Consider the following 25,965-nt stretch of genomic DNA (forward strand, 5'->3'; position numbering starts at 1 on the left):
CCACCTAAAATCCCCCCGTCTCATATCGAAATGATACAGATTGATGCGTTCGGGTACACATATCCGTCATCCGAATGAAGTCTTTCCCCAAACCTAGGAATTTAGGCTACACGACGTGGCGCCTTTGCCTACGAACACACCAGAATGCTCTGTCTTGTACGCATTGGTGAGGCTCCGTAACTTGATCTTGGCCGCTGAATCAGCGGTCGAAATTAATTGTCCGGGGCAATGTCGAGGCAGTAGCTTCAGTCAGGCTAGTAACATTTTAGCTGTTAGCAGGACGTCTCTAGGTGAGCCGAACAGCTCACCTCCCCCCGGCCGAATAACCTCTTCATAGCAGTTTCCGTTCACGTTCACCCGAACTGGAAGCCAAGCAAAAAGGATATAAAGCCATGAACAGTGCAACATCAAATCCTCCAGAATCTGACGCGACTTCCAGCTGTCTCCCCCCTGATTCAGAGAGGTTTCAGGAAGCCGCAGAACGCGCCCTCGACCACTACCTCAAACCAAAATCGCCCTCACGCAATTCCGTGGATCGCGGCATGCAGATGTTCGTTGTCGCCCCCGACCTCAACCCCGAAGCCATCGCCATCCAGACCTACGAAACCTTCTCGTCGGTGAGCATTCTGCTGCTGGATCTGGCGGACAGCCTGGAAGACAAACCACGGCATCTGGCGATGGCGATCTATCAGTTGAGCGAGATGGGTTTGTTGCTGGCGGAGAAGACACTGGACAGTGAGCGGGCGATTGCCTTGAAGGCTTGAAGATCAAAAGATCGCCGCCTGCGGCAGCTCCTGCAGGAAAATTGCATTTCCACTGTAGGAGCTGCCGCAGGCGGCGATCTTTGGTTTTGGCTGTATCAGGCAGACGCCGGCAGGGGCTGAAAACTGAAGTACTGCTTCAACGCCTGCACCAGTTGCGCATATTCCGGCGGCGGGCGTTGCAGGCTGAAGCCGGCGTCGTAGTGCATCGGGGTCGCGTCTTCATGGCACCACAGGCAGCACGCCGTCAGGTCGATGACCTGCTGGCAGCCATCGCCGAGCGGAATTTTGAGACGCAGACTGAAATCGACACCGGTCATCATCGGTAACTGGCTGATGAGCATCAGCCCGTCTTCGGACACATTGCCCAGAAAACCGATGGGTTTGTCGGTGACGCTGTTGAACACCCTGAGGAAGTACGGCAACTGGTGCCGTTCGATTCGTCGGTCGGTAAACATGCGAGGTACGCCACGCAAGGCCCCATCACAGAGCCGCACCTTTGCTTCGGAACACGCCTGTGTCACAGACACGCTCTCCCCGCTTCCGGTGGCATGGTCGCCAATACGCCATCGCCTCAACATCGACCAGTCGCAGGTGTTGCCCCATGTTTAGAGGCCAGACTCTAAACCGGATCACTGGACTATAGCTCAACCTGTACAGTCAGCCAGCGTTTGTATGACATCCGGCATCAGAAGCGTTGCGCACTCGGCACCGCCGCCGCACTGCGAGTCGGGTAATGTCCCAGGCTCTGCAGGGTTTCCAGGCGGGCGCGGGCGCGGAAGGCGTATTCGCTGTTGGGGTACGAGGCGATGATGAACTGGTAGGTCTGCGCAGCGTCGATGTACATTTTTTGCCGTTCCAGGCACTGGCCGCGCATCATCGACACTTCCGGCCACACATACGGACGGGCCCGGCTGGCGCGTTCGACCTTGGACAGTTCGAGCATCACCTGCTCGCAATTGCCCCGGTCGTAGGCGCTGTAGGCGTTGTTCAAATGATGGTTCATCGACCAACGGGTGCAGCCCGTGACGGCGAGGACGCTGAGGGCAAGGGCGGCAATGGGCAACAATCGCATGGGGAGGTTCTCCTGTCTTGAGCTCTGTATCGACCCCTGGTCGTAAATCTTCAGGCGCGTTTGTCCCAAAGTTGCCACGTTCAATAAAGAAAACAATAAGTAGTGCAAACGAACAATGACTACACCCCAAGAGCATAGTAGCCTCTGCTAGCGCTTGAACTCAGGAGTCTTTGCATGTCCGTCCGTCGTACCAAAATCGTCGCTACCCTTGGCCCGGCCAGTAACTCGCCGGAAGTTCTCGAACAGCTGATTCTGGCTGGTCTGGACGTTGCCCGTCTGAACTTCTCCCACGGCACCCCCGACGAGCACAAGGCTCGCGCGAAGCTGGTGCGTGACCTGGCCGCCAAGCACGGCCGTTTCGTCGCCCTGCTGGGTGACCTGCAAGGCCCGAAAATCCGTATCGCCAAATTCGCCAACAAGCGCATCGAGCTGAAGATCGGTGACAAGTTCACCTTCTCCACCAGCCATCCGCTGACCGAAGGCAACCAGCAAGTGGTCGGCATCGACTACCCGGATCTGGTGAAAGACTGCGGCGTGGGCGACGAGCTGCTGCTCGACGACGGCCGCGTAGTGATGCGCGTCGAAACCGCCACCGCTACCGAGCTGCACTGCGTCGTGACCATCGGCGGCCCGCTGTCCGACCACAAAGGCATCAACCGTCGCGGTGGCGGCCTGACCGCACCAGCCCTGACCGAAAAAGACAAGGCCGACATCAAGCTCGCCGCGGAAATGGAAGTCGACTACCTCGCCGTGTCCTTCCCGCGTGACGCGGCTGACATGAACTACGCCCGTCAACTGCGCGACGAAGCCGGCGGCACTGCCTGGCTGGTGGCGAAAATCGAACGCGCCGAAGCCGTGGCCGACGACGAAACCCTCGACGGTCTGATCAAGGCTTCCGACGCAGTGATGGTTGCCCGTGGCGACCTCGGTGTGGAAATCGGCGACGCCGAGCTGGTGGGCATTCAGAAGAAGATCATTCTGCACGCACGCCGCCACAACAAGGCGGTGATCGTCGCGACCCAGATGATGGAGTCGATGATCCAGAACCCGATGCCGACCCGCGCCGAAGTGTCCGACGTGGCCAACGCCGTGCTCGACTACACCGACGCCGTGATGCTCTCGGCCGAATCCGCTGCCGGCGCTTACCCGCTGGAAGCCGTGCAGGCGATGGCGCGCATCTGCGTCGGCGCTGAAAAGCACCCGACCAGCAAGACTTCCAGCCACCGCATCGGCAAGGAATTCGAGCGCTGCGACGAGAGTATTGCGCTGGCGACCATGTACACCGCCAACCACTTCCCGGGCGTCAAGGCGATCATCGCGCTGACCGAAAGCGGTTACACCCCGCTGATCATGTCGCGCATCCGTTCGTCGGTGCCGATCTACTGCTTCACCCCGCACCGCGAAGCCCAGGCCCGCGCGGCGATGTTCCGCGGTGTGTACACCGTGCCGTTCGACCCGGCTTCGCTGGCTCCGAACGAAGTCAGCCAGAAGGCGATCGACGAACTGGTCAAGCGCGGCGTTGTGGAAAAAGGCGACTGGGTCATCCTGACCAAGGGCGACAGCTACCACACCACCGGCGGCACCAACGGCATGAAGATCCTGCACGTGGGCGACCCTCAGGTCTGAGTGATCAGCTGAAAACCAAAAGCCCCGGCATGTGAGTGCCGGGGCTTTTGGTTTACTGCTCTGGAAGATGTGTCGATTGGTCTAACCTCTTCGCGAGCAAGCTCGCTCCCACAGGGAACGCATTCCAATGTGGGAGCGAGCTTGCTCGCGAAGGGGCCGGCACAGTCAGCGAAAATCTCAATGCCGTTTGATAAACCCGGTCAACGCCGCCAATGCCTCCGGCGAGCGCAACCGCTGGGTGAACAGTGCGCCCTCCTGCTCGATCACCTTACGGATCAATTCGCGATCCGGCGCCCTCATCAATTGCTTGCTGATGCGTACCGCCTCTGCTGGCAGTTCATCGAAACGCAACGCCATCTCCCGCGCCTTGTTCAGCGCCGCTTCGCCGCTGCCCAGCGCTTCAGTGGCAATGCCCCACTGCGCCGCCTGCTCACCGCTGAATCCTTCGCCGAGCAGCAACAGCTCCGCCGCTTTCGCCTGCCCGAGCAAACGCGGCAGGATCAGGCTGGAGCCAAACTCCGGACACAACCCGAGATTGACGAACGGCATGCGCAACCGCGCATCGCGGCTGACGTAGACCAGATCACAATGCAGCAGCAACGTGGTGCCGATGCCCACCGCTGCGCCGGCCACAGCGGCGATCACCGGTTTGCGGCATTCGAGCAGGTTGAGCATGAAGTGGAACACCGGGCTGTCGAGGTCGCTCGGCGGTTGCTGGATGAAGTCGGCAATGTCGTTGCCGGCGGTGAAGCACTCAGCGCTGCCAGTGATCAGCACAGCATTGATGTCAGGATCGTTGTCGGCCTGCTTCAGGGCCTCGGCGAGGCGACTGTACATCGCACGGGTCAGGGCGTTTTTCTTGTCCGGACGGTTGAGGCGCAGGGTGAGCAAACCGCGTTCGCGTTCCAGCAGGATGGCTTCGGTCATCAGCGTTACTCAACATTTAAATGGCTGACAAAATTCTTTGTGGTGAGGCTGGATTGCTGTGGTGAGCCAGAACTTCTGTGGTGAGGTTGATTCCTGTGGCGAGGGGATTTATCCCCGATTGAGTGCGCAGCGCTCACAAAAACTGGGGCCGCTGCGCAGCCCATCGGGGATAAATCCCCTCGCCACAGGAGTTCACCTTCACACGAGATTCAGCGCTCAACCGCGGGTCAGAAACACATCGGCCAGCAGTTGATTGCGCGGCAATCCGGCCAGGTACAGACGCTTGGCAAACGCATCGACGCTGGCAGTCGAGCCGCAGACTAAGGCCAGAGTTTGCCGGGAAACAAGGCGCAGTTGCGCCAAAGCGGCGGCTGACTCGGCCGCCGTCCACAGCTCGACGCTGAGGTTTTCGCGTTGTGCGGCAAGCGCCGCCAGAGGTTTGGCCAGATAGTGTTCGCGCGGGTCATGGGCCAGGTGAATGACGCGGATGGCGCCTTGGTGATCCTGGCGCAAGGCTTCGCGCAGCACGCCGAACAACGGGCCCAGCCCGGTGCCGGCCGCCAGCAGCCACAGCGGGCGCGAGTGCCAGTCCGGGTCGTAATGCAACGCGCCGCCGCGCAGTTCGCCGAGGCGGATCGGGTCGCCGATCTGCAGGCGCCGCGCCGCATCGCTGAATTCGCCGGGCTGGCGGCAGTCGAGGTGAAATTCGAGAAAACGGTCTTCCTGCGGCAGGCTCGCCAGCGAATACGGCCGGGCGATGTGATTGATCCACAACACCAGATGCTGCCCCGCGCTGTAGCGCAGCGGTCGCTGCGGAGCGAGGCGCAAACGCAGGACGTTATCACTGAGCCAGTCCAGCGCCTCGACCACCGCCGGGCGCCCGTCGGTGACCGGGTCGAAGGTGTGTACCTGCAAATCTTCCGTGACCTGACACTGACAGGCCAGCCGCCAGCCTTGCTGGCGCTGTTCGGCGCTCAAGGCATCCGGGCGACTGTCGGCGGGCAAGCCGTTCACGCACTGCACCAGACAGGCATGGCAACTGCCGGCGCGGCAGCTGTAAGGCACCGCGACGCCGTTCTGGTTGAGGGCGTCGAGCAGGTTGCTGCCCGCCGCCACCGACCATTGCCGATCACCGACGCGAAGTTCAGGCATCCACATTCTCCCATGCCGCTGCACAGCGATTGCGCCCGTCGCGCTTGGCCCGGTACAGCGCCTGATCGGCACGCTGCAAAGCGTCGTCCAGATCATCGCCCAGTTCCAGCAGGGTCATGCCTGCCGACAGGCTGAGGCTGCGCACGTTCAGGCCCATCAGTTCGACATCAGTGAAAGCAATGCGCAGGCGTTCGCAGCAGGCGGTCAGGCGTTCGGCATCGCAGTCGGGCAGCAACACCACGAATTCTTCGCCACCGTAACGCGCCAGCACGTCGCCGTCACGCAGGCAGGCACCCGCCACGCCGGCGAAAGCCTGCAACACCTGATCGCCGGCGGCATGACCGTGCAGATCGTTGATGCGTTTGAAGTGATCGAGGTCGATCAGTGCCAGACCATGCACCACGCCCGGTTCCATCTCCGCCAGTTCCCGTGAGGCCAGACGCAGAAAATGCCGGCGATTGAACAGCCCGGTCAACTCGTCGGTGGCCACCAGATCTTCGAGCTGGCGCATCATCCCGCGCAGGGTGTCCTGATGCGCCTGTAAGGCAAACCGGCGCTGGCGCATGCGCTGGCGTGAAACCTGGACGAAGCGTGCGTAAATCACCAGCCACGCCAGCACCATCGCCAGAATGCACACCTGCAACGCCGCCAATGCCGGATCCGGCAGACGGAAGTGGAAGCCATCCCAAAGGGTGATCGCACAGAAACTGAAGAACACCAGCAGCGCGCAACGAATGAACGCGCGTCGGGATAAATGGAACAGGCCGAACAGCAGGATCAGCACGTAGAACACCAGAAACGCGCCGCGTGCTTCATCCAGATGGGCGATCAGCCAGGTCTGCCAGCCGAGCCCGAGCAGCACTTGCGCCTCGGTCAGGCTGGGGTCGGCAAAGCGCTGATTGCGCCCGGACCAGAACAGCGCAAACAACGTCGCCTGGCAGATCACCACCAGCGCGCTGCCGATGGCCACGCTGTTCAATGATTGCGGGTAATGCCCGGTGAAAAACGCCAGCCACAGCAGCAGCAAAGCCAATCCATAGGTGGCTGCAGCGAGTGCAAAGCGTTTGAGCAAAAGACGTTGAATAGCGTTATGGGTCAATCGTTGACTCACCGTGCGATAGGAGGCTGACCGAGTGTCCTACTCTACAGACCGGATGCCACTTTAGAGGGGCGGTCGATAAATGACCACCGATTTTCGGCGCCAAAAATTGACGTCAAATGCATGACCCGATTGTCGGATTGACGCCGCCTTCTGTGGCGAGGGAGCTTGCTCCCGCTGGCCTGCGCAGCAGGCCCAAATCCAGCCAACTCAATATTTCAGTTCCACCGTGTATACCGATTTACGGCTGCTGCGCAGCCGAGCGGGAGCAAGCTCCCTCGCCACAGGGGCCAGCAGGGTTCGGTATGCGACCAACGAATGACTGCCGGCGCGTGTATGCCCTGCTGAGGCGCGGTATACTGCCGCGCCTTTTTAGCGTCGCGCCAGCAGCCCCGGCGTGCCTTGAAAGGTGCTTGCGACCGACCGATGCACCCAAGCCGCAGGCACCTTATTGAATGTTCCCGTCTTTTAGAGGAGCGCGACTCATGACCGTGATCAAGCAAGACGACCTGATTCAGAGCGTTGCCGACGCCCTGCAGTTCATTTCCTATTACCACCCCGTGGATTTCATCCAGGCGATGCACGAAGCCTACCTGCGCGAAGAATCGCCAGCGGCCCGTGATTCGATCGCGCAGATCCTGATCAACTCGCGCATGTGCGCCACCGGCCACCGGCCGATCTGCCAGGACACCGGCATCGTCACCGTGTTCGTGCGGGTGGGCATGGACGTACGTTGGGATGGCGCGACCATGAGCCTGGACGACATGATCAATGAAGGCGTGCGCCGCGCCTACAATCTGCCGGAAAACGTCCTGCGTGCCTCGATCCTCGCCGACCCGGCGGGCGCTCGTAAAAACACCAAGGACAACACCCCGGCGGTCATCCACTACTCCATCGTCCCGGGCAATACCGTGGAAGTGGACGTGGCGGCCAAGGGCGGCGGTTCCGAGAACAAGTCGAAAATGGCCATGCTCAACCCGTCCGACTCGATCGTTGACTGGGTGCTCAAGACCGTTCCGACCATGGGCGCCGGCTGGTGCCCACCGGGCATGCTCGGCATCGGCATCGGTGGCACCGCCGAGAAAGCCGCGGTCATGGCTAAAGAAGTGTTGATGGAATCCATCGACATTCACGAACTGAAAGCCCGTGGCCCGCAGAACCGCATCGAAGAGATCCGCCTGGAGCTGTTCGAGAAGGTCAACCAGCTGGGCATCGGCGCCCAGGGCCTCGGTGGCCTGACCACCGTGCTCGACGTGAAGATCATGGACTACCCGACCCACGCCGCTTCCCTGCCGGTGTGCATGATCCCGAACTGCGCCGCCACCCGTCACGCGCACTTCGTGCTCGACGGCACTGGCCCGGCCTCGCTGGAAGCGCCATCGCTGGACGCCTACCCGGAAATCGTCTGGGAAGCCGGCCCGTCGGCCCGTCGCGTCAACCTCGATACCCTGACCCCGGAAGAAGTGCAGAGCTGGAAGCCGGGCGAAACCGTCCTGCTCAACGGCAAGATGCTCACCGGTCGCGACGCAGCGCACAAGCGCATGGTCGAGATGCTGAACAAGGGCGAAACCCTGCCGGTGGATCTCAAAGGTCGCTTTATCTACTACGTCGGCCCGGTTGATCCGGTCGGTGACGAAGTGGTTGGCCCGGCTGGCCCGACCACCGCCACGCGGATGGACAAGTTCACCCGGCAGATCCTTGAGCAGACCGGTCTGCTGGGCATGATCGGCAAGTCCGAGCGTGGCCCGACCGCGATCGAAGCGATCAAGGACAACAAGGCCGTGTACCTGATGGCCGTCGGCGGCGCCGCTTACCTGGTGGCCCAGGCCATCAAGAAGTCCAAGGTGCTGGCCTTCGCCGAGCTGGGCATGGAAGCGATCTACGAGTTCGAGGTCAAGGACATGCCGGTCACCGTCGCGGTGGACAGCAACGGTGAGTCGGTGCACATCACCGGCCCGGCGATCTGGCAACAGAAGATCGCCGAAAGCCTGGCGGTAGAAGTGCAGTAAGCGTTTCGCAGCTGTAAAAAAGGCCGGCCCGTCAATCGACGGGCCGGCCTTTTTTATGCCTGGGAGAACGACACATACCTTGGGCTTGAGCGCACCTGTCAGATCTGACAGGTGTGCGCTGCCATGATTGTTGTTAGCGTCAATCCATCTGCGTCTTCGCCTGTGCAATGTATGTGACTCATGGCTGATCAAGACCTCAGTATCACCCCGCCCTCCATCGCCAAGAGTTCGACGATTGCCACTTTCAGCAAGCGTTTGGTTTGTTCGAGTGACAGCGTCGAAAGCCTGACACAGGCCACGCAAGCCATCATTGGCGAGCTGGCTTATACCCGCACCATGCTGCTTTCACACTCACACCGGTTCACGGCGGTCTGATCAGGTAACGCGTCAGACGAGAAGGACGGGCAGGCCCATGCTATCGTGCCCGCCCGTCCCTCTATCCATTAGCCCAGCATGCTGCCGACTTCCCGTACCCTGCGTTTGTCGTTGTACACCCTGCTGATCATTGCCGGTGCGGCCATCGCCGCGACCCTTGCCATCCGCCACGCCGAACGCCAGGCGATGGAGGAAGACGCCACCCGCGCCAGCCAGCAATTGGCGCTGTATGCCAACTCGTTGCACACCCTGATCGACCGCTATCGCGCCCTGCCCGCGGTGCTGGCGCTGGACCCGCAATTGCGCAGCGCGCTGGCCGGGCCGGTGGGCGCGGAACAACAGAATGTGCTGAATCTGAAGCTGGAGCAGATCAACGGCGCGGCGCAGTCCTCGACCCTCGAGCTGCTTGATCACAGCGGCCTCGCGGTGGCCGCCAGCAACTGGCGCCTGCCGAGCAGTTACGTCGGCCACAACTACGGTTTTCGTCCGTACTTCAGCCAGACCCGCACTCAGGGCAGCGGGCGCTTTTATGCGGTGGGCGTGACCAGCGGCATCCCCGGCTATTTTCTGTCCAGCGCGGTGCTCGGCGACAACGCCGAGTTCCTTGGCGCGATGGTAGTCAAACTGGAGTTCCCCGAGCTTGAGCGCGAATGGAGCCAGGGCAGCGACACGCTGCTGGTCAGCGATGCACGCGGGATCATCTTCATCGCCAACCAGCCCGGCTGGCGCTATCGCTCGTTGCGGCCGCTGGACAGCCGCGACATGGACGAGATCAAGCGCACGCGCCAGTACGACAAACAATCGCTGATCCCGCTGACGCATTTGTCCCTGCGTCACTTCGACGACAACAGCGACCTGCGTCGAGTCGAAGGCCCGGACGGAACGGCGGATTACTTGTGGGAATCACTGCCGCTGGCCGCCGAAGGCTGGACCCTGCACTTGTTGCGGCGCCCGCAAGTGGCTTTCGAAGATTTGCGTAACGCCGGGCTGGCCGCTGCGGGTGTATGGCTGGCGCTGGTGTTCCTGCTGTTGTTCCTCAATCAGCGCTGGCGCCTGTCGAAAGTCCGTCAGCGCAACCGTGAAGAACTCGAACAACTGGTCGAAGAACGCACCCGCGATCTGCGCACTGCGCAGGACGGTCTGGTGCAATCGGCCAAGCTTGCCGCACTGGGGCAGATGTCCGCCGCACTGGCCCACGAAATCAATCAGCCGCTGACCGCGCAACGCATGCAGCTCGCAACGCTGCGCTTGCTGCTTGAGCATGGCCGCGTCGATGATGCGTACAAGGCGCTCAAACCGGTGGACGACATGCTCACGCGCATGGCATCGCTCACCGGCCACCTGAAAACCTTTGCCCGCAAAAGCCCCAGCGGCCTGCGCGAACGGCTGGATCTGGCGACCGTGGTCGATCAGTCGCTGCAACTGCTCGACGCGCGCCTACGCGACGAACAGGTCAGTCTGGTGCTGCACCTGACGCGTCCGGCCTGGGTGCGTGGCGATGCGATTCGCCTCGAACAGGTGCTGATCAATCTGTTGCGCAACGCCCTCGATGCGATGCAGGGCAAACCGTGCAAACGCCTGGAAATCCGTCTGGAGTCCGATGAACAGCTGTGGCGTCTGAGCGTGATCGACAATGGCGGCGGGATTGCCGAGCAGCACCTGAATCAGGTGTTCGATCCGTTCTTCACCACCAAACCGGTGGGTGACGGTCTGGGGCTGGGGCTGGCAGTATCCTTTGCCATCGTGCATGAATCCGGCGGGCGTCTGAGCGTGGAAAATGGCGAGGCTGGCGCGGTGTTCAGCCTGACCTTGCCGATCGATCTGGAGGCACACATCTGATGCTCAACTCAGTGATGGTGGTCGATGACGAGAGCAGCATTCGCAGCGCCGTCGAGCAATGGCTGAGCCTGTCGGGGTTCGAGGTGCGGCTGTTCAGCCGCGCCGAAGATTGCCTCGCCGCGCTGCCCGCGCATTTCCCAGGGGTGATCCTCAGCGATGTGCGCATGCCCGGGCTCAGTGGCCTGCAGTTGTTGGCCGAAGTGCAGCGCCGTGACAGCGATTTGCCGGTGATCCTGCTGACCGGTCACGGCGATGTGCCGATGGCGGTCGAAGCCATGCGTGACGGCGCCTACGACTTTCTGGAAAAACCCTTCAGCCCGGACACCCTGCTCGGCAGCCTGCGCCGGGCGCTCGACAAGCGTCGGCTGGTTCTGGAAAACCGTGCCTTGCACGAGCAGGCCGACCACCGCGCCAGACTCGATGCCACGCTGCTCGGCGTGTCTCGTGGCATGCAGACTTTGCGTCGGCAAGTGCTGGATCTGGCGGCGCTGCCGGTCAACGTGTTGATCCGTGGTGAGACCGGCAGCGGCAAGGAACTGATCGCCCGTTGCCTGCATGATTTCGGCCCGCGCGCCGACAAACCCTTCGTGGCACTGAACTGCGCGGCGATCCCCGAGCAGTTGTTCGAAGCCGAGCTGTTCGGTCATGAAAGTGGCGCGTTCACCGGCGCTTCCGGCAAGCGCATCGGCAAGCTGGAATATGCCGACGGTGGCACGCTGTTTCTCGATGAAATCGAAAGCATGCCGCTGGCCCAGCAAGTGAAGCTGCTGCGGGTGTTGCAGGAACAGAAGCTGGAGCGCCTCGGTTCGAACCAGAGCATTCGCGTTGATCTGCGGATTGTTGCCGCGACCAAACCCGACCTGCTGGATGAGGCCCGGGCCGGACGTTTTCGCGAAGACCTAGCGTATCGCCTGAACGTCGCCGAACTGCGCCTGCCGCCGCTGCGCGATCGGCGCGAAGACATTCCGCTGCTGTTCGAGTCGTTCGCCTTCAGCGCTGCACAGCGCCTGGGCCGCACGTTCCCGCCGTTGAGCGGGGCGCAATTGAGTCATCTGCTCAGCCACGACTGGCCGGGCAACGTGCGCGAACTGGCGAACGTCGCCGAGCGGCAGGTGCTGGGGCTGGATGAGCCGGTGCACGGCATCGATCCGGGCCAGTCGCTCGCGGCGCAGCAGGAAGCGTTTGAAGCGCAATGCCTGCGCGCGGCGCTGACCCGGCACAAGGGCGATGTGAAAGCGGTGCTGGAGGAGTTGCAGCTACCGCGGCGGACCTTCAATGAAAAGCTGCAGCGGCATGGGTTGAGTCGGGAGATGTTTGTTTCGGGCAGCTGAGTTTTGCTGTGTCTGATCGGGCCTCTTCGCGGGCAAGCCCGCTCCCACAGGGTTTTGTGCTGAACACAGATTTTGTGAACACCACCGACCACTGTGGGAGCGGGCTTGCCCGCGAAGAGGCCCGCACAGGCAACATTTATCCATCAGCCTGAATGAGCGACTTTCCGCTCACCACAATCCAGCCATAAGCGGATTTCCGCTCATAAAGTCCTGCCGCCCCCTCTAAACCGGCCCTCCCCCCGTTGGCACAGCTCCTGCTATAGCCCCTGCAGGCTGCGTTTCTACGCGCTCCACAAAAACAATTAAACGAAGGATCCTTCAATGGATAACTCCAACGCCCTGCCCCTTGGGTCGGCTGCCGCGCCCGCCAAAGAAAGAACCACCGCCAGCCGGATCAAATCGATCTTCAGCGGCTCGGTCGGCAACATGGTCGAGTGGTACGACTGGTACGTTTACGCAGCATTTTCGCTGTACTTCGCCAAGACCTTCTTCCCCGCCGGTTCCACCACTGCGCAATTGATGAACACCGCCGCGATCTTCGCCGTGGGTTTCCTGATGCGCCCGATCGGTGGCTGGCTGATGGGCCTCTACGCCGACAAGGTCGGGCGCAAGAAAGCCTTGATGGCCTCGGTCTACCTGATGTGCTTCGGCTCCTTGCTGATCGCCCTCAGCCCGAACTACGAAACCATCGGCATCGGCGCGCCGATCCTGCTGGTCTTCGCCCGCTTGCTGCAAGGCCTGTCGGTCGGCGGCGAATACGGCACCTCGGCCACCTACCTGTCGGAGATGGCGACCAGGGAGCGTCGCGGCTTCTTCTCCAGCTTCCAGTACGTGACCCTGATCTCCGGCCAGCTGATCGCGCTGGGCGTGCTGATCGTGCTGCAGAACATGCTGACCACCGAACAGCTGTACGCGTGGGGCTGGCGTATTCCGTTCGCCATCGGCGCACTGTGCGCGATCGTCGCGCTGTACCTGCGTCGCGGCATGGAAGAAACCGAATCGTTCACCAAGAAGGAGAAGTCCAAGGAAAGCGCGATGCGCACCTTGATGCGCCACCCGAAAGAACTGCTGACCGTGGTCGGCCTGACCATGGGCGGGACGCTGGCGTTCTACACCTACACCACCTACATGCAGAAATACCTGGTGAACACTGTCGGCATGAGCATCTCCGACTCGACCACCATTTCGGCCGCCACGCTGTTCCTGTTCATGTGCCTGCAACCGATCATCGGTGGTCTGTCCGATAAGATCGGTCGTCGTCCGATCCTGATCGCTTTCGGTGTGCTGGGGACGATCTTCACCGTGCCGATCCTGATGACCCTGCACACCATCCAGACCTGGTGGGGCGCGTTCTTCCTGATCATGGCCGCACTGATCATCGTCAGCGGCTACACCTCGATCAACGCCGTGGTGAAAGCCGAACTGTTCCCCACCGAAATCCGCGCGCTGGGCGTCGGCCTGCCGTACGCGCTGACCGTGTCGATCTTCGGTGGCACCGCCGAATACATCGCACTGTGGTTCAAGAGCATCGGCATGGAAACCGGTTACTACTGGTACGTGACCGCGTGCATCGCGGTGTCGCTGCTGGTGTACATCACCATGAAAGACACGCAGAAACACTCGCGGATCGTGACTGACTGATCGGGTTTTCACAGCCACTGCAACGGTGGCTGTGGTGGCCTCATCGCTGGCAAGCCAGCTCCCACAGGTTCGGGTGGTGCATACAGATTTGGTGAACATCACCGATCATTGTGGGAGCTGGCTTGCCAGCGATTGGGGCGACTCGGTATCAGGACAATTCAGCAACTATCGTTGGCTTGCCGTAACGCTTCTGCGCATACAACGCGCCGACAATCATCACCAGCAGAATCCCCGCCAGCACCGCCGACGAGCCGATGGTGCCGAAATCCAGGCCGCCCTTTTCATGGGGCTTGGTCATCAGATCGCCCAAGGTCGCACCAAACGGCCGGGTCAGCACGAACGCCACCCAGAACAACAGCACCGACGAAATCTTCGTGAAGTATTTGAGCGCCACGACCACGGCAATGGTCGAGCCGATCAGCAGCGCGCCCCCCGCAAACCCCAGACCCGAGTCATCGGCCAGGTAGTCGCCGAGCGCTGTGCCCAGGGTGTTGGAAAACAGAATCGCCATCCAGTAGAACATCTCGCCGCGGAAAGTCTGCACCTTGCTGACGTTCAGCGAATCGCCACTCAGGCGCCAGGCCGCGAAGATCGCCAGCAGAATCGCAATCAGGATCATCGACCCGGTGGCGTAGCCGAGCCCGAGGGTGCGGTCCATGAAGTCGGACATGGTGGTGCCGGCGGTGCTGGTGGACAGAATCACGATCCAGTACAGCAGCGGCTTGTAGGTCTTGGCCATCAATTGGCTGATCAGGGTCAGCACGAACACGCTGATCAGGATCAGCGAGCTGAGGGCGTACCCGACGTTGAGGGTCATCGACAGCAAATCCCCCGCGGTTTCCCCCAGGGTCGTCGCGCAGATTTTCATGACCCAGAACGCCAGGGTGATTTGAGGCAGTTTGTTCATCGCAAGCAAAGCTCCAGTGTGAGACGGCCGTTTCTTGGGTTTTCTGGCCGTGGGCAGACTGGCGATGCGCCGGTGAAAAAGCGGTCGGCAACAGATGAAAAATCTGTCATATCGCGAAAACAGCGATTAATCCCCCATTAATGCTGCCCTTGCACCCTGCCAATAACTGATCGATGACCTGCGCGGCGTTCGCTCCCGACAGTGGAAGCCCATTCAATGCGTCGCCCTTAATATCAATTTAATCGATGGTTTTTAGCATTAATTCGCTCTTTTTAATCAACTTAGTTGGCGTAGCATTCAACCCAAGCAAGACACACCGCCAACCCATCCGGAGTCACAAACATGAAAACCAAACTGATCCTCGCCCTGACCCTGTCCGTACTGGCCGCCAACACCTTCGCTGCCGATGGCTCGGACAAAACCAAATCGGCCGACTTCATTTCCGGCGCCAGCGCCGTCATCGAAACCAGCCACTCGGGCACTTACGCCGCTGACGGTTTCGATAAAACCAACATCGGCAAAACCGTGGCCGCCGATGGTTTCGATAAAACCGGTACTGCCAACGCCATCGCGGCTGACGGCTTCGATAAAACAGGGACCGCTGCAGCCATCAGCTGACTATCAGCGGTCCTTCCACAGCCCGGCCTCGGCCGGGCTTAGTCATTTCTGGGGCAGCACAGTTTCTGAAATCCACGCAAAACCCTGTGGGAGCTGGCTTGCCAGCGATGACAATCTTTCATTCAAATTAATTGTCGACTGACAGACCGCCATCGCTGGCAAGCCAGCTCCCACAGGTTTCCATTGAATGGAATATCAGCGACCGACTGGAAATTGTCTGACCGTGCTTGCACTATTGTTCACCTGTCCTAGCCCCCTTCCGGAACCCCATCCATGTCCGACGACATCCACTACTACGAACCCGCCAACGGCCACGGCCTGCCCCACGATCCGTTCAACGCCATCGTCGGCCCGCGCCCTATCGGCTGGATTTCTTCGCAGGATGCCAATGGGCAGTTGAACCTGGCGCCTTACAGCTTCTTCAACGCGTTCAACTACATCCCGCCGATCATTGGTTTTTCCAGCGTCGGGCGCAAAGACAGCCTGAACAACATCGAGCAGACCGGCGAGTTCGCCTGGAACCTCGCCACCCGCCCGCTGGCCGAGCAGATGAACCAGAGCTGCGCGATGGTCGCGCCCGAGGTCGACGAGTTTGAACTGGCGGGGCTGACGCCGGCGGCGTCGAAGGTGATTGCCGTGCCACGGGTAGCCGAAAGCCCGGTGTCCTTCGAGTGCAAGGTCACGCAGATCATTCAGCTGCAGCGCGCCGATGGCGAAACCGTGCCGAGCTGGCTGATTCTCGGCGAAGTGGTTGCAGTGCATATCGCCAAGTGGCTGTTGAAGGACGGAATCTACGACACCGCCGCGGCAGAACCGATTCTGCGCGGCGGCGGGCCGGCGGATTATTTCCAGTTGGGGCCTGAAGCCCTGTTCAAAATGTGGCGCCCGGGGGCGGGCAAGTAAGCGCAGTTACCAGATCAGCTCGGCGTCATCAGTGACACCCTTGAGGCGGTCCAGCTCATTGATGGCAGCCTCATCGGCAGCGATGGCGCCGGGGAACACCTGGTCACCCAGCAGTTTGTGGAAGCGTGGCGCACCGCCATCGACCAGGGCCTTGACCGCGATTGCCGCGTGATAACCCTTGTTGCCGCCCAACTCGACGGGGACGACTGCGGAGACTGCTTCGAAGTGTTCAAACTCTTTACGTGCCATGGCACACATCCTGGCTCAGACGAATAAGCCGGACATTAAACCCTCAACCGGCGAGTTTGTGTATCGGTGCCGGGCATTGTCCGAGCGCCTGCGCCGCCGACACCTCTTTGAAGGTGTGGAAATCCAGGCTGTTGACCACCAGATCCTGGACCAATTCGGCAAAGATCTGCATCGACGGGCTGTTGAAATACGCGGTCATCGCCTGTTGATGGCTCCAGAAACCGGAAACCAGCCACAGCTCCGGATCGCATTGCGAATGCTGCAGGGCAAAGTTCAGGCAACCGGGGGCGCTGCGTGACGGTTCGATCAGGGCACTGAGGCGTACACCCAGTTCGGCGGAGCGTCCGGCGCGCGCTCGAACGAAGGCCATATGACTGACGGGAATCTGCTTGGACATGTTCAACCCTCCCAGGGAGTCGCGTGGCAGCCGGGGGACGGGCTGCGACAGGATCCAAGGTTAAGGGCCGGGCGCAAGGTGCGGTTAGTCGATTCCTGCCGCTGCGTTGCACAATCCTGCGAGACTGCACACAAAGCTCGTAACAACCTGCAAAACAGCGTCACACCACTGTCATACGGCGTTTCAAGCAAGTTTTCCGCCCTGCATCCTGCTATGACTGGGCACGCCGGCAATGCAATGCAGAATCAGGCAAGCATTTGACAGGATGTGTCTACCGCTGGCGCTTGCACAAACATATGCTCTGCCCCATTCCAGATTCCTTGCCGAGGATGCCGTGCATGACGTCATTCGATCGTTTCCAGTCTCCGCCCGATGCCGACATGGAAAAACAGCGTGCAGAACTCGCGGCGATCATCCGCCGCAACACCACCGACGACGGCAGTTACCAGACCGCCATCGGCTCGTTGTTCATGTCGCGCCACACAAAATCCCACGACTTCGCCCCGGTGCTGGCGCAACCGGCGCTGTGCATCATGGCTCAGGGCCGCAAAGAGGTGCGGCTGGCGGATGAGTTCTTCAATTACGACCCGCTGAATTACCTGGTGGTCTCGGTATCGATGCCGTTGAGCGGGCGGGTGGTAAATGTCTCGCCGGAAGATCCGATCCTCGCTGTGCGCCTGGACATCGATCCGGCGGAAATCACCGCACTGATCGCCGATGCCGGCCCGATGGGCGTGCCGACCCGGCCGACCGGGCGTGGCCTGTATGTGGAAAAGATCGACAGCGCGATGCTCGACGCGGTGTTGCGTCTGGCGCGACTGCTGGACGCGCCGAAAGACATTGCCATGCTCGCGCCGCTGATTCGCCGGGAGATTCTCTATCGCCTGCTGCGCAGTCCGCAGGGCCATCGCTTGTATGAGATCGCGATTGCCAACAGCCAGAGCCACCGCATCAGCCAGGCGATCAAATGGCTCAACGGCAACTTCGAGCAGCCACTGCGCATCGATGATCTGGCGAAAGAAGTGAACCTCAGCGTCTCGACCCTGCATCACCGTTTCAAGGCGATGACCGCGATGAGTCCGTTGCAGTACCAGAAGCAGCTGCGCCTGCAGGAAGCGCGACGCCTGATGCTGGCCGAGGGTCTGGAAGCGTCGGCGGCGGGCTATCGCGTGGGCTATGAGAGCCCGTCGCAGTTCAGCCGCGAGTACAGCCGCTTGTTTGGTGCACCGCCGTTAAGGGATCTGGCGCGGTTGCGGCAGTCGGTCTGATCCGGAACTTGTGTCAAGGCTGATGGCCTCTTCGCGAGCAAGCTCGCTCCCACATAGGATGTGTGATCGACACAAATCCCCTGTGGGAGCGAGCTTGCTCGCGAAGAGGCCGGAATGGTCAGTAAAAAATCCGGATCAAGCCCCCAACACCCGACACGCCTCACTCGGCAACGTCACCGACACCGGATGCCCGATCCCCAAACCGATCCCCTGACACGGCGTACTCAATGCGGTGAACGTCACCCCGGAACACTCCACCGTGGTCTCGATGGTCGCGCCGATATCACGCACGAACGTCACCTTGCCGAGCAAGCGATTGCCCGCCGTCGCCTGTGGCGCGGACAGTTGCAGGTCTTCCGGACGAATCAGCATCTTCACCTTTTGCCCCACCTCGATGCTGCTGCAGATCGGCACTTGCAGCGCATCACCGCCCGGCAAACTGACCTTGCCGTCGCCCAGCGCCGTGGCCGGGAAGATGTTGCCTGAGCCGATGAAGTCAGCGACGAATTCGTTGGCCGGGTGCCGGTAGATTTCGATCGGCGTGCCCACCTGCTGCACCTTGTGCTCGCCCAGCACCACGACGATGTCGGCCATGGTCATGGCTTCGCGCTGGTCGTGGGTGACCATGATCGTGGTGATGTTCAGCCGTTGTTGCAGTTGACGTATTTCCACCTGCATCGACTCGCGCAGCTTGGCGTCCAGCGCCGACAGCGGTTCGTCGAGCAGAAGGATTTTCGGCCGCGAGGCGATGGCCCGGGCAATCGCCACCCGCTGCCGTTGCCCGCCGGAGAGTTTCGCCACCGGCCGGTCGATCATCGCTTGCAACTGGATCAATTCCAGCAGTTCCACCACCCGCGCCTGCTGCTCGGCCTTGCTCACGCCGCGCAGTTTCAGCGGATAGGCGATGTTCTCGCCGACGGTCATGTGCGGGAACAGCGCCAGCGACTGGAACACCATGCCGAAGTTGCGCAGGTGCGCCGGGGTGTGGCCGATGTTCTCGCCGTCGAGACGAATCTCGCCGCCGGTGAGGGTTTCCAGCCCGGCGATCATCCGCAGCAAGGTGGTCTTGCCGCAGCCCGAGGGGCCGAGGAAACACACCAGTTTGCCTTCCGGCAAATGCAGATTGACGTCCTGTACCGCGCAAGCCGAGCCGTAGAATTTCTCGACGTTTTCCAGAATCAGACCAGTCATGTTGCACCTCAAATCAAAAGGAAACGCCGCCCTCGCCCACCAGCTTCTCCAGCGCCCAGATCAGGACGAAGTCGATCAGCACGATCAGCACGGCAAACGAGAACACGGTAGGGTCGAGCGATGACACGGTGCGGCTGTACATCCAGATCGGCACGGTCATGACGTCGATGGTGTAGAGGAAATAGGTCACGGTGAATTCGTTGAACGAGACGATGAACGCCAGCAGCATCCCCGCCAGAATCCCCGACTTCATCAACGGCACCACCACGTCGACAATCGCCCGCAGCGGTGAAGCTCCGAGCATCCGCGCCGCCTCTTCGACTTCGCTGCCGATGGAGAGCATCGCGGCGGTGCAGTTTTTCACCACGAACGGCAGCGCCAGAATCACGTGGGCGATCACCAGCCGCGAGGTGGTCAGGTGGAACGGCAGGCTGTCGAACACCAGCAGCAACGCGAGGCCCAACACCACCATCGGAAACACCAGCGGCAGCGACATCAGCTGCAGCGCCACGGCTTTGCCACGGAACTCGCAACGGGTCAGCGCATAGGCGGCAGGCACCGCGATCAGCGTGGCGAAAACCATGGTCAGACACGACACCAGCAGGCTGGTAGCCATGGCCTGACCGAGACTCAGCACGTCGCTGGCGTCTGGCGAGACGAAGGTGTGCCAGGCCGCCTTGTACCATTGCAGACTGTAGCTGCTCGGCGGGAAGTCGAGGTTCGACGCACCGCTGAACGACATGACGATCATGGTCAGGATCGGCAACACCGCCAGCAGCAGAATGAACCCGGAAAGGATACCGGCGAACTTGCCGGTGTCGCCGGGCAGCAGCGCCATGCGCTTGTTGGTCAGGGAACTCATTGCGAAGCCTCCAGCAGACGCCGACGACGGCCGGTGATGTATTCGGACAGGGTCATGATCGCCAGCGTGGTGACGATCAGCACCACTCCGGCCGCCGATGCCGCGGGCCAGTTCATCAGCGGCGCGATCTGGTCATGCACCATCACCGCAAGCATCGGCACACGGCGGCCACCGAGCAGCAACGGCACCACAAAGCTGCTGGCGTTGTAGGCGAACACCAGCGTCGCCCCGGTGATGATCCCCGGCAGACTCATCGGCAACACCACCTGACGGAACACCTGAAAACGGCTGGCGCCCAGAGTCGCGGCGGCCTCTTCGTAGGTACGCGCAACACCGCGCATGGCGCTGGCAATCGGCAGCACGGCCAAAGGAAACGCGGTCTGCACCAGACCCATCAGCACGCCGTTCTGGTTGTACAGCAGCATGATCGGGCGCTTGATCAGGCCCAGGCCCATCAGCGTCTGGTTGAGCATCCCGCCCGGGCCGAGAATTACCAGCCAGCCGTAGCTTTGCAGCAGCAGGTTGACCAGCAGCGGCAACAGCACCGCGGCGAGAAAAATCCGCCGCACGAACGGCGAGGTCAGACGTGACATGGTGTAAGCCACCGGGATCGCCAGCAGCACGGCGATCACCGCACTGATCAGCGCCAGCCGCAGGGTCAGCAGCAGGGATTTCAGGTAATAGGGTTCGAGCAATTGTGCGTAGCTGGCGAGGCTGAACCCGCTCCATTCCGCGCCTTTAGTGCCGACGCTCATGCGCAGCACCAGCAGGCTGGCGGCGATCAGCACACCGAGAAACAGCATCGACGGCGTGAGGAAAAACCACGCCCGGGCAGTCGGCGAAACACCGCGCGCCGGGCGCACGTCAGCGGCGCCGACCGGTTGGGTCAGGGATTGATGTTCCATAGCAATGATCTCGTCAATGGAAAAGCAACAGGATTGAAATCCGGGATAAACCCTGTGGCGAGGGAGCTTGCTCCCGCTGGGTCGCGAAGCGGCCCCATCAATGGCTAGATGCATTCGCCAGGTCGCCATTCAGATTGCGGCTGCTTCGCAGCCGAGCGGGAGCAAGCTCACTCGCCACAAAAGATTTTCAGTCCTCGGAAATCAGGAAGAAAAAATTTCCGTATAACGACGAATCCATTGGTCATGCACGGTCGCCAGGAAGGCGTTGTCGTGCATGATCGCCTTCTCGGCAATCTGCTCCGGGGTGAGGATGTACGGGCTCTTGCGCGCTTCGGCGGAGATGATCGCCTTGGCGTTGACCGGGCCGTTGAAGATGTCTTCGGCCATCTTGCCCTGCACCAGCGGGTCGAGAGAGTGGTCGATGAAGGCGTAGGCCAGATCGGTGTCGCCCGGACGGTTCTTCGGCATCACCGAGAGCATCAGGTCGGTGTAGAAACCTTCCTTCATGCCGAACGTGGCACCGAGGCCGTAGTTCGGATCGCGGATCTGCTTGGGGAAGAATGCCGGGGCGTACAGCCCACCCATGTCCAACGACCCGGTGCGGAACAGCTCGGCGATCTGGTTCGGGTTTTCGCCGAGGGTGACCACGCGATCCTTGAGCTCGGCGAGTTTCTTGAAGCCCGGTTCGATGTTGTGTTCGTCACCGCCGGCCAGTTTCGCGGCGATGATGATCAGGTCCATGGCCTCGGTCCAGTTCGGCGGCGGCAGGAAAATGTTCGGCGCCAGATCGGCGTCCCACAACGCAGCGTAACTGGTGGGTGCTTCTTTCTGGGTGCGGGTGCTGTAGACCAGACTGTTGCACCACAGCAGGTAACCGATGCCGTGCCCGTTGGCGCCGGTGCGGTATTTTTCCGGTACGTCGATGAGGTTGGGAATGCGGTTGAGGTCGGGTTTTTCCAGCAGCCCGGCGGCGGCCAGACCTTCGGCGCCGACCCCGGCCAGGGTGATGATGTCGTACTGCGGACGATCACCGCCGGCCTTGAGTTTGGCGACCATCTCCGAGGTGCTGCCGGTGCGGTCGGCGATGACCTTGGCGCCGGTCTTGGCTTCGAAGGTGGCGGCGATGTTGCGCAGTGCGGCGAGGCCGGTGTCATCCGACCAGGTCAGCAAACGCAGAGTCTTGCCGGCGAACCGCGTGTCGCTGGCGCTGGCCCGGATGAAGGGCATGCTCAGGGCCGCCGCCGCTACCGAAGCGACGCCGACGGTTTTAATGAATTGACGCCTGTTCAGATCATGCTCGCCCATGAAGGACTCCCTTTGTTCTTTTAAGTATGAGGTTGGTCGCAACCGTTGCATCCGCGCGGCCGGATCCGCTGCAGGCCTTGTGTTCAAAGGCCTGCAGCGCTGCCGACGGGTTCATCCTGAGGTCGTGCAATACACCTGACTATCGATAAAAACTCATCGAAGCCATGACACCGACGCATGCCTCGTTGCGAGGCATGCGCTCACCTTTTTCGGGCGTTCAGAGCGCGCGGATCACGTGTTTGATTTCCTGAAACGCGGCCAGGCCCCACGGCCCCAATTCGCGGCCGATGCTGCTCTGCTTGTAGCCGCCCCACGCCGTCTGCGGGAAGATCACTTGCGGCGCGTTGAGCCACACCAGCCCCGCCTGCAGGGCATTGGCGACCCGATCGGCAGTCTCGGCGTTACGCGTCACCACACTGGCGACCAGCCCGAACTGGCTGTCGTTGGCCAAGGCAATCGCCTCGGCTTCGCTGCTGAAACGGCGCACACAGAGCACCGGGCCGAAAATTTCTTCGCACCACAGCGCACTGTCGAGGGGCACGTCGGTGAACACAGTCGGCTGCAAAAAATAACCGCGCGGCAGATGTGCCGGGCGATTGCCGCCGCACACCAGCTTGGCCCCAGCACTCAGGCCACGGTCGATGTGACCGAGCACGCGCTGGTATTGCGTCTGATTGACCAGTGCGCCCATCTCCACGTCCGGGTCGAACGGATCCGCCACGCGAATCGCTTGCGCGCGCTTTTGCAGACGCTCAAGAAACTCATCGGCCAGCTCATCGGCGACCAGCACGCGACTGGTGGCCGAGCACATCTGCCCGGCATTGAAGAAACCGCCGCCGCAAGCCAGCTCCACGGCCAGTTCCAGATCGGCATCTTCGAGCACCAGCAACGAAGATTTGCCCCCCAGTTCCAGGCTCACGCCTTTCACCGTTTCAGCGGCGCGCTGCATCACCTGCACGCCGACGGCGTTGCTGCCGGTGAAGGATATCTTGGCGATGCGCGGATCCGCCGACAGCGGCGCACCGACCGCCAGCCCGGTGCCGCAGACCAGGTTGAACACACCGTTGGGCAGACCGGATTCAGCGATGATCGCCGCCAGTTCCAGCTCCGGCAGCGGCGTGACTTCCGACGGCTTGAGCACCACGCAGCAACCGGCGGCCAGTGCCGGCGCGAGTTTCCACGCGGTGGTGACCATCGGGAAATTCCACGGCACGATCAGCCCGACCACACCGCACGGTTCACGGCGCAGACGTGCGCTGAAGTCGTCGCTGGGCAGCGTCACGTTGCTGTCGAGTTGTGCGTCGAGGCCTTCGGCCAAACCGGCGTAATACTCGAAGGTGGCGATCACATCATCGACGTCGATCGCCGCTTCGAATTGCGGTTTGCCGTTGTTGCTCGACTGCAATTTCATCAGATGATCGCGGCCGTTGCGCACGCCATTGGCGATGTTGCGCAGGATCGCCCCGCGCTCGGCACCGCTGGTTTTCGACCAGCGCTTGAACGCTTCAGTGGCCGCGCTGACGGCCAGATCTACCGCGTTTTCATCGCCGCCATTGACCGTGGTCAGCAGCGCTTCGGTCGCCGGGTTGATCACCCGCAGGTGTTCACGCCCGGCCGACCATTGGCCGTTGATGTACAGGCCATCGAGTGTGGTTGGGAAACTGCTCATTGGGCCACCGCCTGCATCCATTGGCTCTGGTCGATTTCGATCACGGTCGGGCCTTGGCGATCAGTCGCCGCACGCAGCGCGCCACGCAATTGCTCAACCGAGCCGATCGCTTCGGCGGCGCAACCCAGGGCCTTGGCCACGCCGATGAAATCCGGGGTGTAGATGTCGACGCCAACCGGCTCGATGGCGCGGTTGACCATGTACTTCTTGATCTCTTCGTAACCCTGGTTATTCCACAGCAACACGATCACCGGGGTGCGCGCTTCAACCGCGCTGGCCAATTCCGGCAAGGTGAATTGCAAGCCACCGTCACCGATCAGGCACACCACTGGTGGACGAGCACCGCCCTCGACGCTGCCGCCGAGCCACGCGCCGATCGCCGCCGGCAAGGCGTAACCGAGGGTGCCGTAACCGGTGGACGAATTGAACCAGCGCCGTGGTCGTTCCGGGTTGAAGGTGAGGTTGCCGGTGTACACCGGTTGCGTGGAGTCGCCGACGAATACTGCGTCCGGCAACTCGTGCAGGACGGTTTCCAGAAAACGGGTCTGGGCCAGGGTTGGCACGTCCCAAGTCGCGGCCAGATCATCACGCAGACGCGCTGCCCGCACCTGGCCCCAATCGTTGCGCCGCTCGGCCAGCGCCTGCTGCGACAGCGCGCCAAGCAGCGCTTGCGCGGCGTTGCGCGAGTCGGCGACCAACGCCACGTGCGGCGGATAGTTGCGCACGGTCTGATCGGCGTCGATGTCGATGCGCAGCAGCTTGCCGGGGATTTCAAAGCCGCCGGCGAAGGTCACGTCGTAATCGGTTTCGGCCAGTTCGGTGCCGATCGCCAGTACCACGTCGGCATCGGCCACCAGTGCGCGAGTGGCGACCAGGCTTTGTGTCGAACCGATCAACAACGGATGGCTGGACGGCAACATGCCTTTGGCGTTGATGGTCAGCGCCACCGGAGCGTCGAGCAGCTCGGCCAGTTCGGTGAGTTCGGCAGCGGCATCGATGGCACCGCCACCGGCGAGAATCAGCGGACGCTGGGCGCCGGCCAGCAACTCGCTCATGCGGCGTACGGCTGCCGGCGCAGCCCCGGCGCGGTCGATATTCACCGGAACGCTGGCGAGCAGTTCATCGGCTTCTTCCACCAGCACGTCCAGCGGAATTTCGATGTGCACCGGACGCGGGCGCCCGGCCTGGAACAGTGCGAAGGCACGGGCCAGCACCGCCGGCAATTCTGCCGCCGACATCAGGGTGTGGGAGAACGCCGCGACACCGCCGACCAGTGCGCTCTGGTTCGGCAGTTCGTGCAGCTTGCCGCGACCGCCGCCCAACTGGCTGCGGGTCTGCACGCTGGAGATCACCAGCATCGGGATCGAGTCGGCGTAGGCCTGGCCCATCGCGGTGGTGATGTTGGTCATGCCCGGACCGGTGATGATGAAGCACACACCCGGTTTGCCGCTGGTGCGCGCATAGCCGTCAGCCATGAATCCGGCGCCTTGTTCATGCCGTGGGGTGACATGGTTGATGCTCGAACGGGCCAGCCCGCGATACAGCTCCACGGTGTGCACCCCGGGAATGCCGAACACCTGCTCGACCCCATAATCTTCGAGTAACTTGACCAGTACTTCGCCACACGTCGCCATGTCGATTGCCCTTCTTGTTGTTCAATACGCCGTGCCAGTGTGGGAGCGAGCTTGCTCGCGAAAGCGGTGTATCAGCCACATTGATGCTGAATGGAAAACCGTATTCGCGAGCAAGCTCGCTCCCACATCGATCCGGGTGGAATGGGCTCATTGAACGGGCGGCAGGTAGCGGCAACAATCGATTAAAAGTCATACTAGCCATGTCCTCACGTCATACCTTGG

Annotated in this window: 24 protein-coding genes; 10 read left to right on the forward strand and 14 right to left on the reverse strand. The window is 61.6% G+C overall.

Annotated elements, in window-relative coordinates; translation table 11 throughout:
• Positions 1–392: 392 nt before the first annotated feature.
• Positions 393–764, forward strand: coding sequence for a DUF6124 family protein (locus PMI25_RS09000; protein ID WP_007965896.1), 372 nt, complete (start codon positions 393–395; stop codon positions 762–764).
• Positions 765–859: 95 nt separating this feature from the next.
• Here the strand turns inward: PMI25_RS09000 and PMI25_RS09005 are convergent, their stop codons facing one another.
• Both PMI25_RS09005 and PMI25_RS09010 read right to left on the reverse strand, forming a co-directional pair.
• Positions 860–1,219, reverse strand: a complete 360-nt coding sequence (locus PMI25_RS09005) for a PilZ domain-containing protein (protein WP_027612508.1) — start codon at positions 1,217–1,219, stop codon at positions 860–862.
• A 230-nt stretch (positions 1,220–1,449) separates the two neighbouring features.
• A complete protein-coding gene (locus PMI25_RS09010) occupies positions 1,450–1,836 on the reverse strand; it encodes a tetratricopeptide repeat protein (protein WP_007965893.1) in 387 nt (128 codons plus the stop codon).
• Between the two features lie 174 nt (positions 1,837–2,010).
• On the opposite strand from PMI25_RS09010, the gene pyk reads away from it, so the two are divergent.
• A complete protein-coding gene (gene pyk, locus PMI25_RS09015; RefSeq protein ID WP_007965891.1) occupies positions 2,011–3,462 on the forward strand; it encodes a pyruvate kinase in 1,452 nt (483 codons plus the stop codon).
• 177 nt (positions 3,463–3,639) lie between these two features.
• Here the strand turns inward: pyk and PMI25_RS09020 are convergent, their stop codons facing one another.
• The 3 genes from PMI25_RS09020 to PMI25_RS09030 form a co-directional block, all read right to left on the reverse strand.
• Entirely contained in the window at positions 3,640–4,389 is a 750-nt protein-coding gene (locus PMI25_RS09020) for an enoyl-CoA hydratase-related protein (RefSeq protein WP_007965889.1), read from the reverse strand.
• Between the two features lie 216 nt (positions 4,390–4,605).
• The gene (locus PMI25_RS09025; protein ID WP_007965887.1) at positions 4,606–5,541 is read right to left on the reverse strand and encodes an iron-sulfur-binding ferredoxin reductase; all 936 of its coding nucleotides are present in this window, start codon (positions 5,539–5,541) and stop codon (positions 4,606–4,608) included.
• The gene (locus tag PMI25_RS09030) at positions 5,534–6,640 is read right to left on the reverse strand and encodes a GGDEF domain-containing protein (protein WP_007965885.1); all 1,107 of its coding nucleotides are present in this window, start codon (positions 6,638–6,640) and stop codon (positions 5,534–5,536) included. Before PMI25_RS09030 ends, PMI25_RS09025 begins: the two co-directional genes overlap by 8 nt.
• Before the next feature lie 485 nt (positions 6,641–7,125).
• Between PMI25_RS09030 and PMI25_RS09035 the strand changes: the two genes are divergently transcribed.
• The 5 genes from PMI25_RS09035 (at position 7,126) to PMI25_RS09055 (ending at position 13,835) form a co-directional block, all read left to right on the forward strand.
• Positions 7,126–8,649: a fumarate hydratase gene (locus PMI25_RS09035; RefSeq protein WP_003227616.1), complete on the forward strand. Its 1,524-nt coding sequence runs from the start codon at positions 7,126–7,128 to the stop codon at positions 8,647–8,649.
• A gap of 180 nt (positions 8,650–8,829) precedes the next feature.
• Positions 8,830–9,024, forward strand: a complete 195-nt coding sequence (locus PMI25_RS09040) for a hypothetical protein (RefSeq protein WP_027612503.1) — start codon at positions 8,830–8,832, stop codon at positions 9,022–9,024.
• A gap of 78 nt (positions 9,025–9,102) precedes the next feature.
• A complete protein-coding gene (locus PMI25_RS09045; RefSeq protein WP_007965883.1) occupies positions 9,103–10,863 on the forward strand; it encodes an ATP-binding protein in 1,761 nt (586 codons plus the stop codon).
• Positions 10,863–12,194, forward strand: a complete 1,332-nt coding sequence (locus PMI25_RS09050) for a sigma-54-dependent transcriptional regulator (RefSeq protein ID WP_007965882.1) — start codon at positions 10,863–10,865, stop codon at positions 12,192–12,194. Before PMI25_RS09045 ends, PMI25_RS09050 begins: the two co-directional genes overlap by 1 nt.
• 321 nt (positions 12,195–12,515) lie before the next feature.
• A complete protein-coding gene (locus PMI25_RS09055; RefSeq protein WP_007965880.1) occupies positions 12,516–13,835 on the forward strand; it encodes an MFS transporter in 1,320 nt (439 codons plus the stop codon).
• A 148-nt stretch (positions 13,836–13,983) separates the two neighbouring features.
• On the opposite strand, the gene PMI25_RS09060 is transcribed toward PMI25_RS09055, so the two are convergent.
• Positions 13,984–14,742, reverse strand: a complete 759-nt coding sequence (locus tag PMI25_RS09060; RefSeq protein WP_007965878.1) for a COG4705 family protein — start codon at positions 14,740–14,742, stop codon at positions 13,984–13,986.
• A 342-nt stretch (positions 14,743–15,084) separates the two neighbouring features.
• On the opposite strand from PMI25_RS09060, the gene PMI25_RS09065 reads away from it, so the two are divergent.
• Entirely contained in the window at positions 15,085–15,360 is a 276-nt protein-coding gene (locus PMI25_RS09065) for a hypothetical protein (protein WP_007965875.1), read from the forward strand.
• Between the two features lie 273 nt (positions 15,361–15,633).
• Positions 15,634–16,263, forward strand: a complete 630-nt coding sequence (locus PMI25_RS09070) for a flavin reductase family protein (protein WP_007965874.1) — start codon at positions 15,634–15,636, stop codon at positions 16,261–16,263.
• 6 nt (positions 16,264–16,269) lie between these two features.
• On the opposite strand, the gene PMI25_RS09075 is transcribed toward PMI25_RS09070, so the two are convergent.
• Together PMI25_RS09075 and PMI25_RS09080 are read right to left on the reverse strand one after the other, a co-directional pair.
• On the reverse strand, positions 16,270–16,512 hold the full coding sequence (locus tag PMI25_RS09075; RefSeq protein WP_007965872.1) for a hypothetical protein: 243 nt from the start codon (positions 16,510–16,512) through the stop codon (positions 16,270–16,272).
• A gap of 43 nt (positions 16,513–16,555) precedes the next feature.
• Positions 16,556–16,909 carry an antibiotic biosynthesis monooxygenase family protein gene (locus PMI25_RS09080; protein ID WP_007965870.1) on the reverse strand — a complete coding sequence of 118 codons (354 nt, stop codon included), beginning with the start codon at positions 16,907–16,909 and terminating at the stop codon, positions 16,556–16,558.
• A gap of 338 nt (positions 16,910–17,247) precedes the next feature.
• On the opposite strand from PMI25_RS09080, the gene PMI25_RS09085 reads away from it, so the two are divergent.
• The gene (locus PMI25_RS09085; protein ID WP_007965868.1) at positions 17,248–18,177 is read left to right on the forward strand and encodes an AraC family transcriptional regulator; all 930 of its coding nucleotides are present in this window, start codon (positions 17,248–17,250) and stop codon (positions 18,175–18,177) included.
• 135 nt (positions 18,178–18,312) lie between these two features.
• On the opposite strand, the gene PMI25_RS09090 is transcribed toward PMI25_RS09085, so the two are convergent.
• The 6 genes from PMI25_RS09090 to PMI25_RS09115 form a co-directional block, all read right to left on the reverse strand.
• Positions 18,313–19,368 carry an ABC transporter ATP-binding protein gene (locus PMI25_RS09090; RefSeq protein WP_007965866.1) on the reverse strand — a complete coding sequence of 352 codons (1,056 nt, stop codon included), beginning with the start codon at positions 19,366–19,368 and terminating at the stop codon, positions 18,313–18,315.
• Positions 19,369–19,381: 13 nt separating this feature from the next.
• Complete coding sequence (locus PMI25_RS09095; RefSeq protein WP_007965864.1) at positions 19,382–20,230, reverse strand: ABC transporter permease; 849 nt, start codon at positions 20,228–20,230, stop codon at positions 19,382–19,384.
• The gene (locus PMI25_RS09100) at positions 20,227–21,135 is read right to left on the reverse strand and encodes an ABC transporter permease (RefSeq protein ID WP_007965862.1); all 909 of its coding nucleotides are present in this window, start codon (positions 21,133–21,135) and stop codon (positions 20,227–20,229) included. The genes PMI25_RS09095 and PMI25_RS09100 overlap by 4 nt, the downstream gene beginning before the upstream one ends.
• A 201-nt stretch (positions 21,136–21,336) precedes the next feature.
• Positions 21,337–22,440: an ABC transporter substrate-binding protein gene (locus PMI25_RS09105; protein ID WP_007965860.1), complete on the reverse strand. Its 1,104-nt coding sequence runs from the start codon at positions 22,438–22,440 to the stop codon at positions 21,337–21,339.
• 217 nt (positions 22,441–22,657) lie between these two features.
• The gene (locus tag PMI25_RS09110) at positions 22,658–24,109 is read right to left on the reverse strand and encodes an aldehyde dehydrogenase family protein (RefSeq protein WP_007965857.1); all 1,452 of its coding nucleotides are present in this window, start codon (positions 24,107–24,109) and stop codon (positions 22,658–22,660) included.
• On the reverse strand, positions 24,106–25,743 hold the full coding sequence (locus PMI25_RS09115) for a 5-guanidino-2-oxopentanoate decarboxylase (RefSeq protein WP_007965855.1): 1,638 nt from the start codon (positions 25,741–25,743) through the stop codon (positions 24,106–24,108). The genes PMI25_RS09110 and PMI25_RS09115 overlap by 4 nt, the downstream gene beginning before the upstream one ends.
• Positions 25,744–25,965 lie beyond the last annotated feature (222 nt).

Origin of the sequence: Pseudomonas sp. GM30 (assembly GCF_000282275.2) — a bacterium.
In the GTDB taxonomy this organism is placed as follows: Bacteria; Pseudomonadota; Gammaproteobacteria; order Pseudomonadales; family Pseudomonadaceae; genus Aquipseudomonas.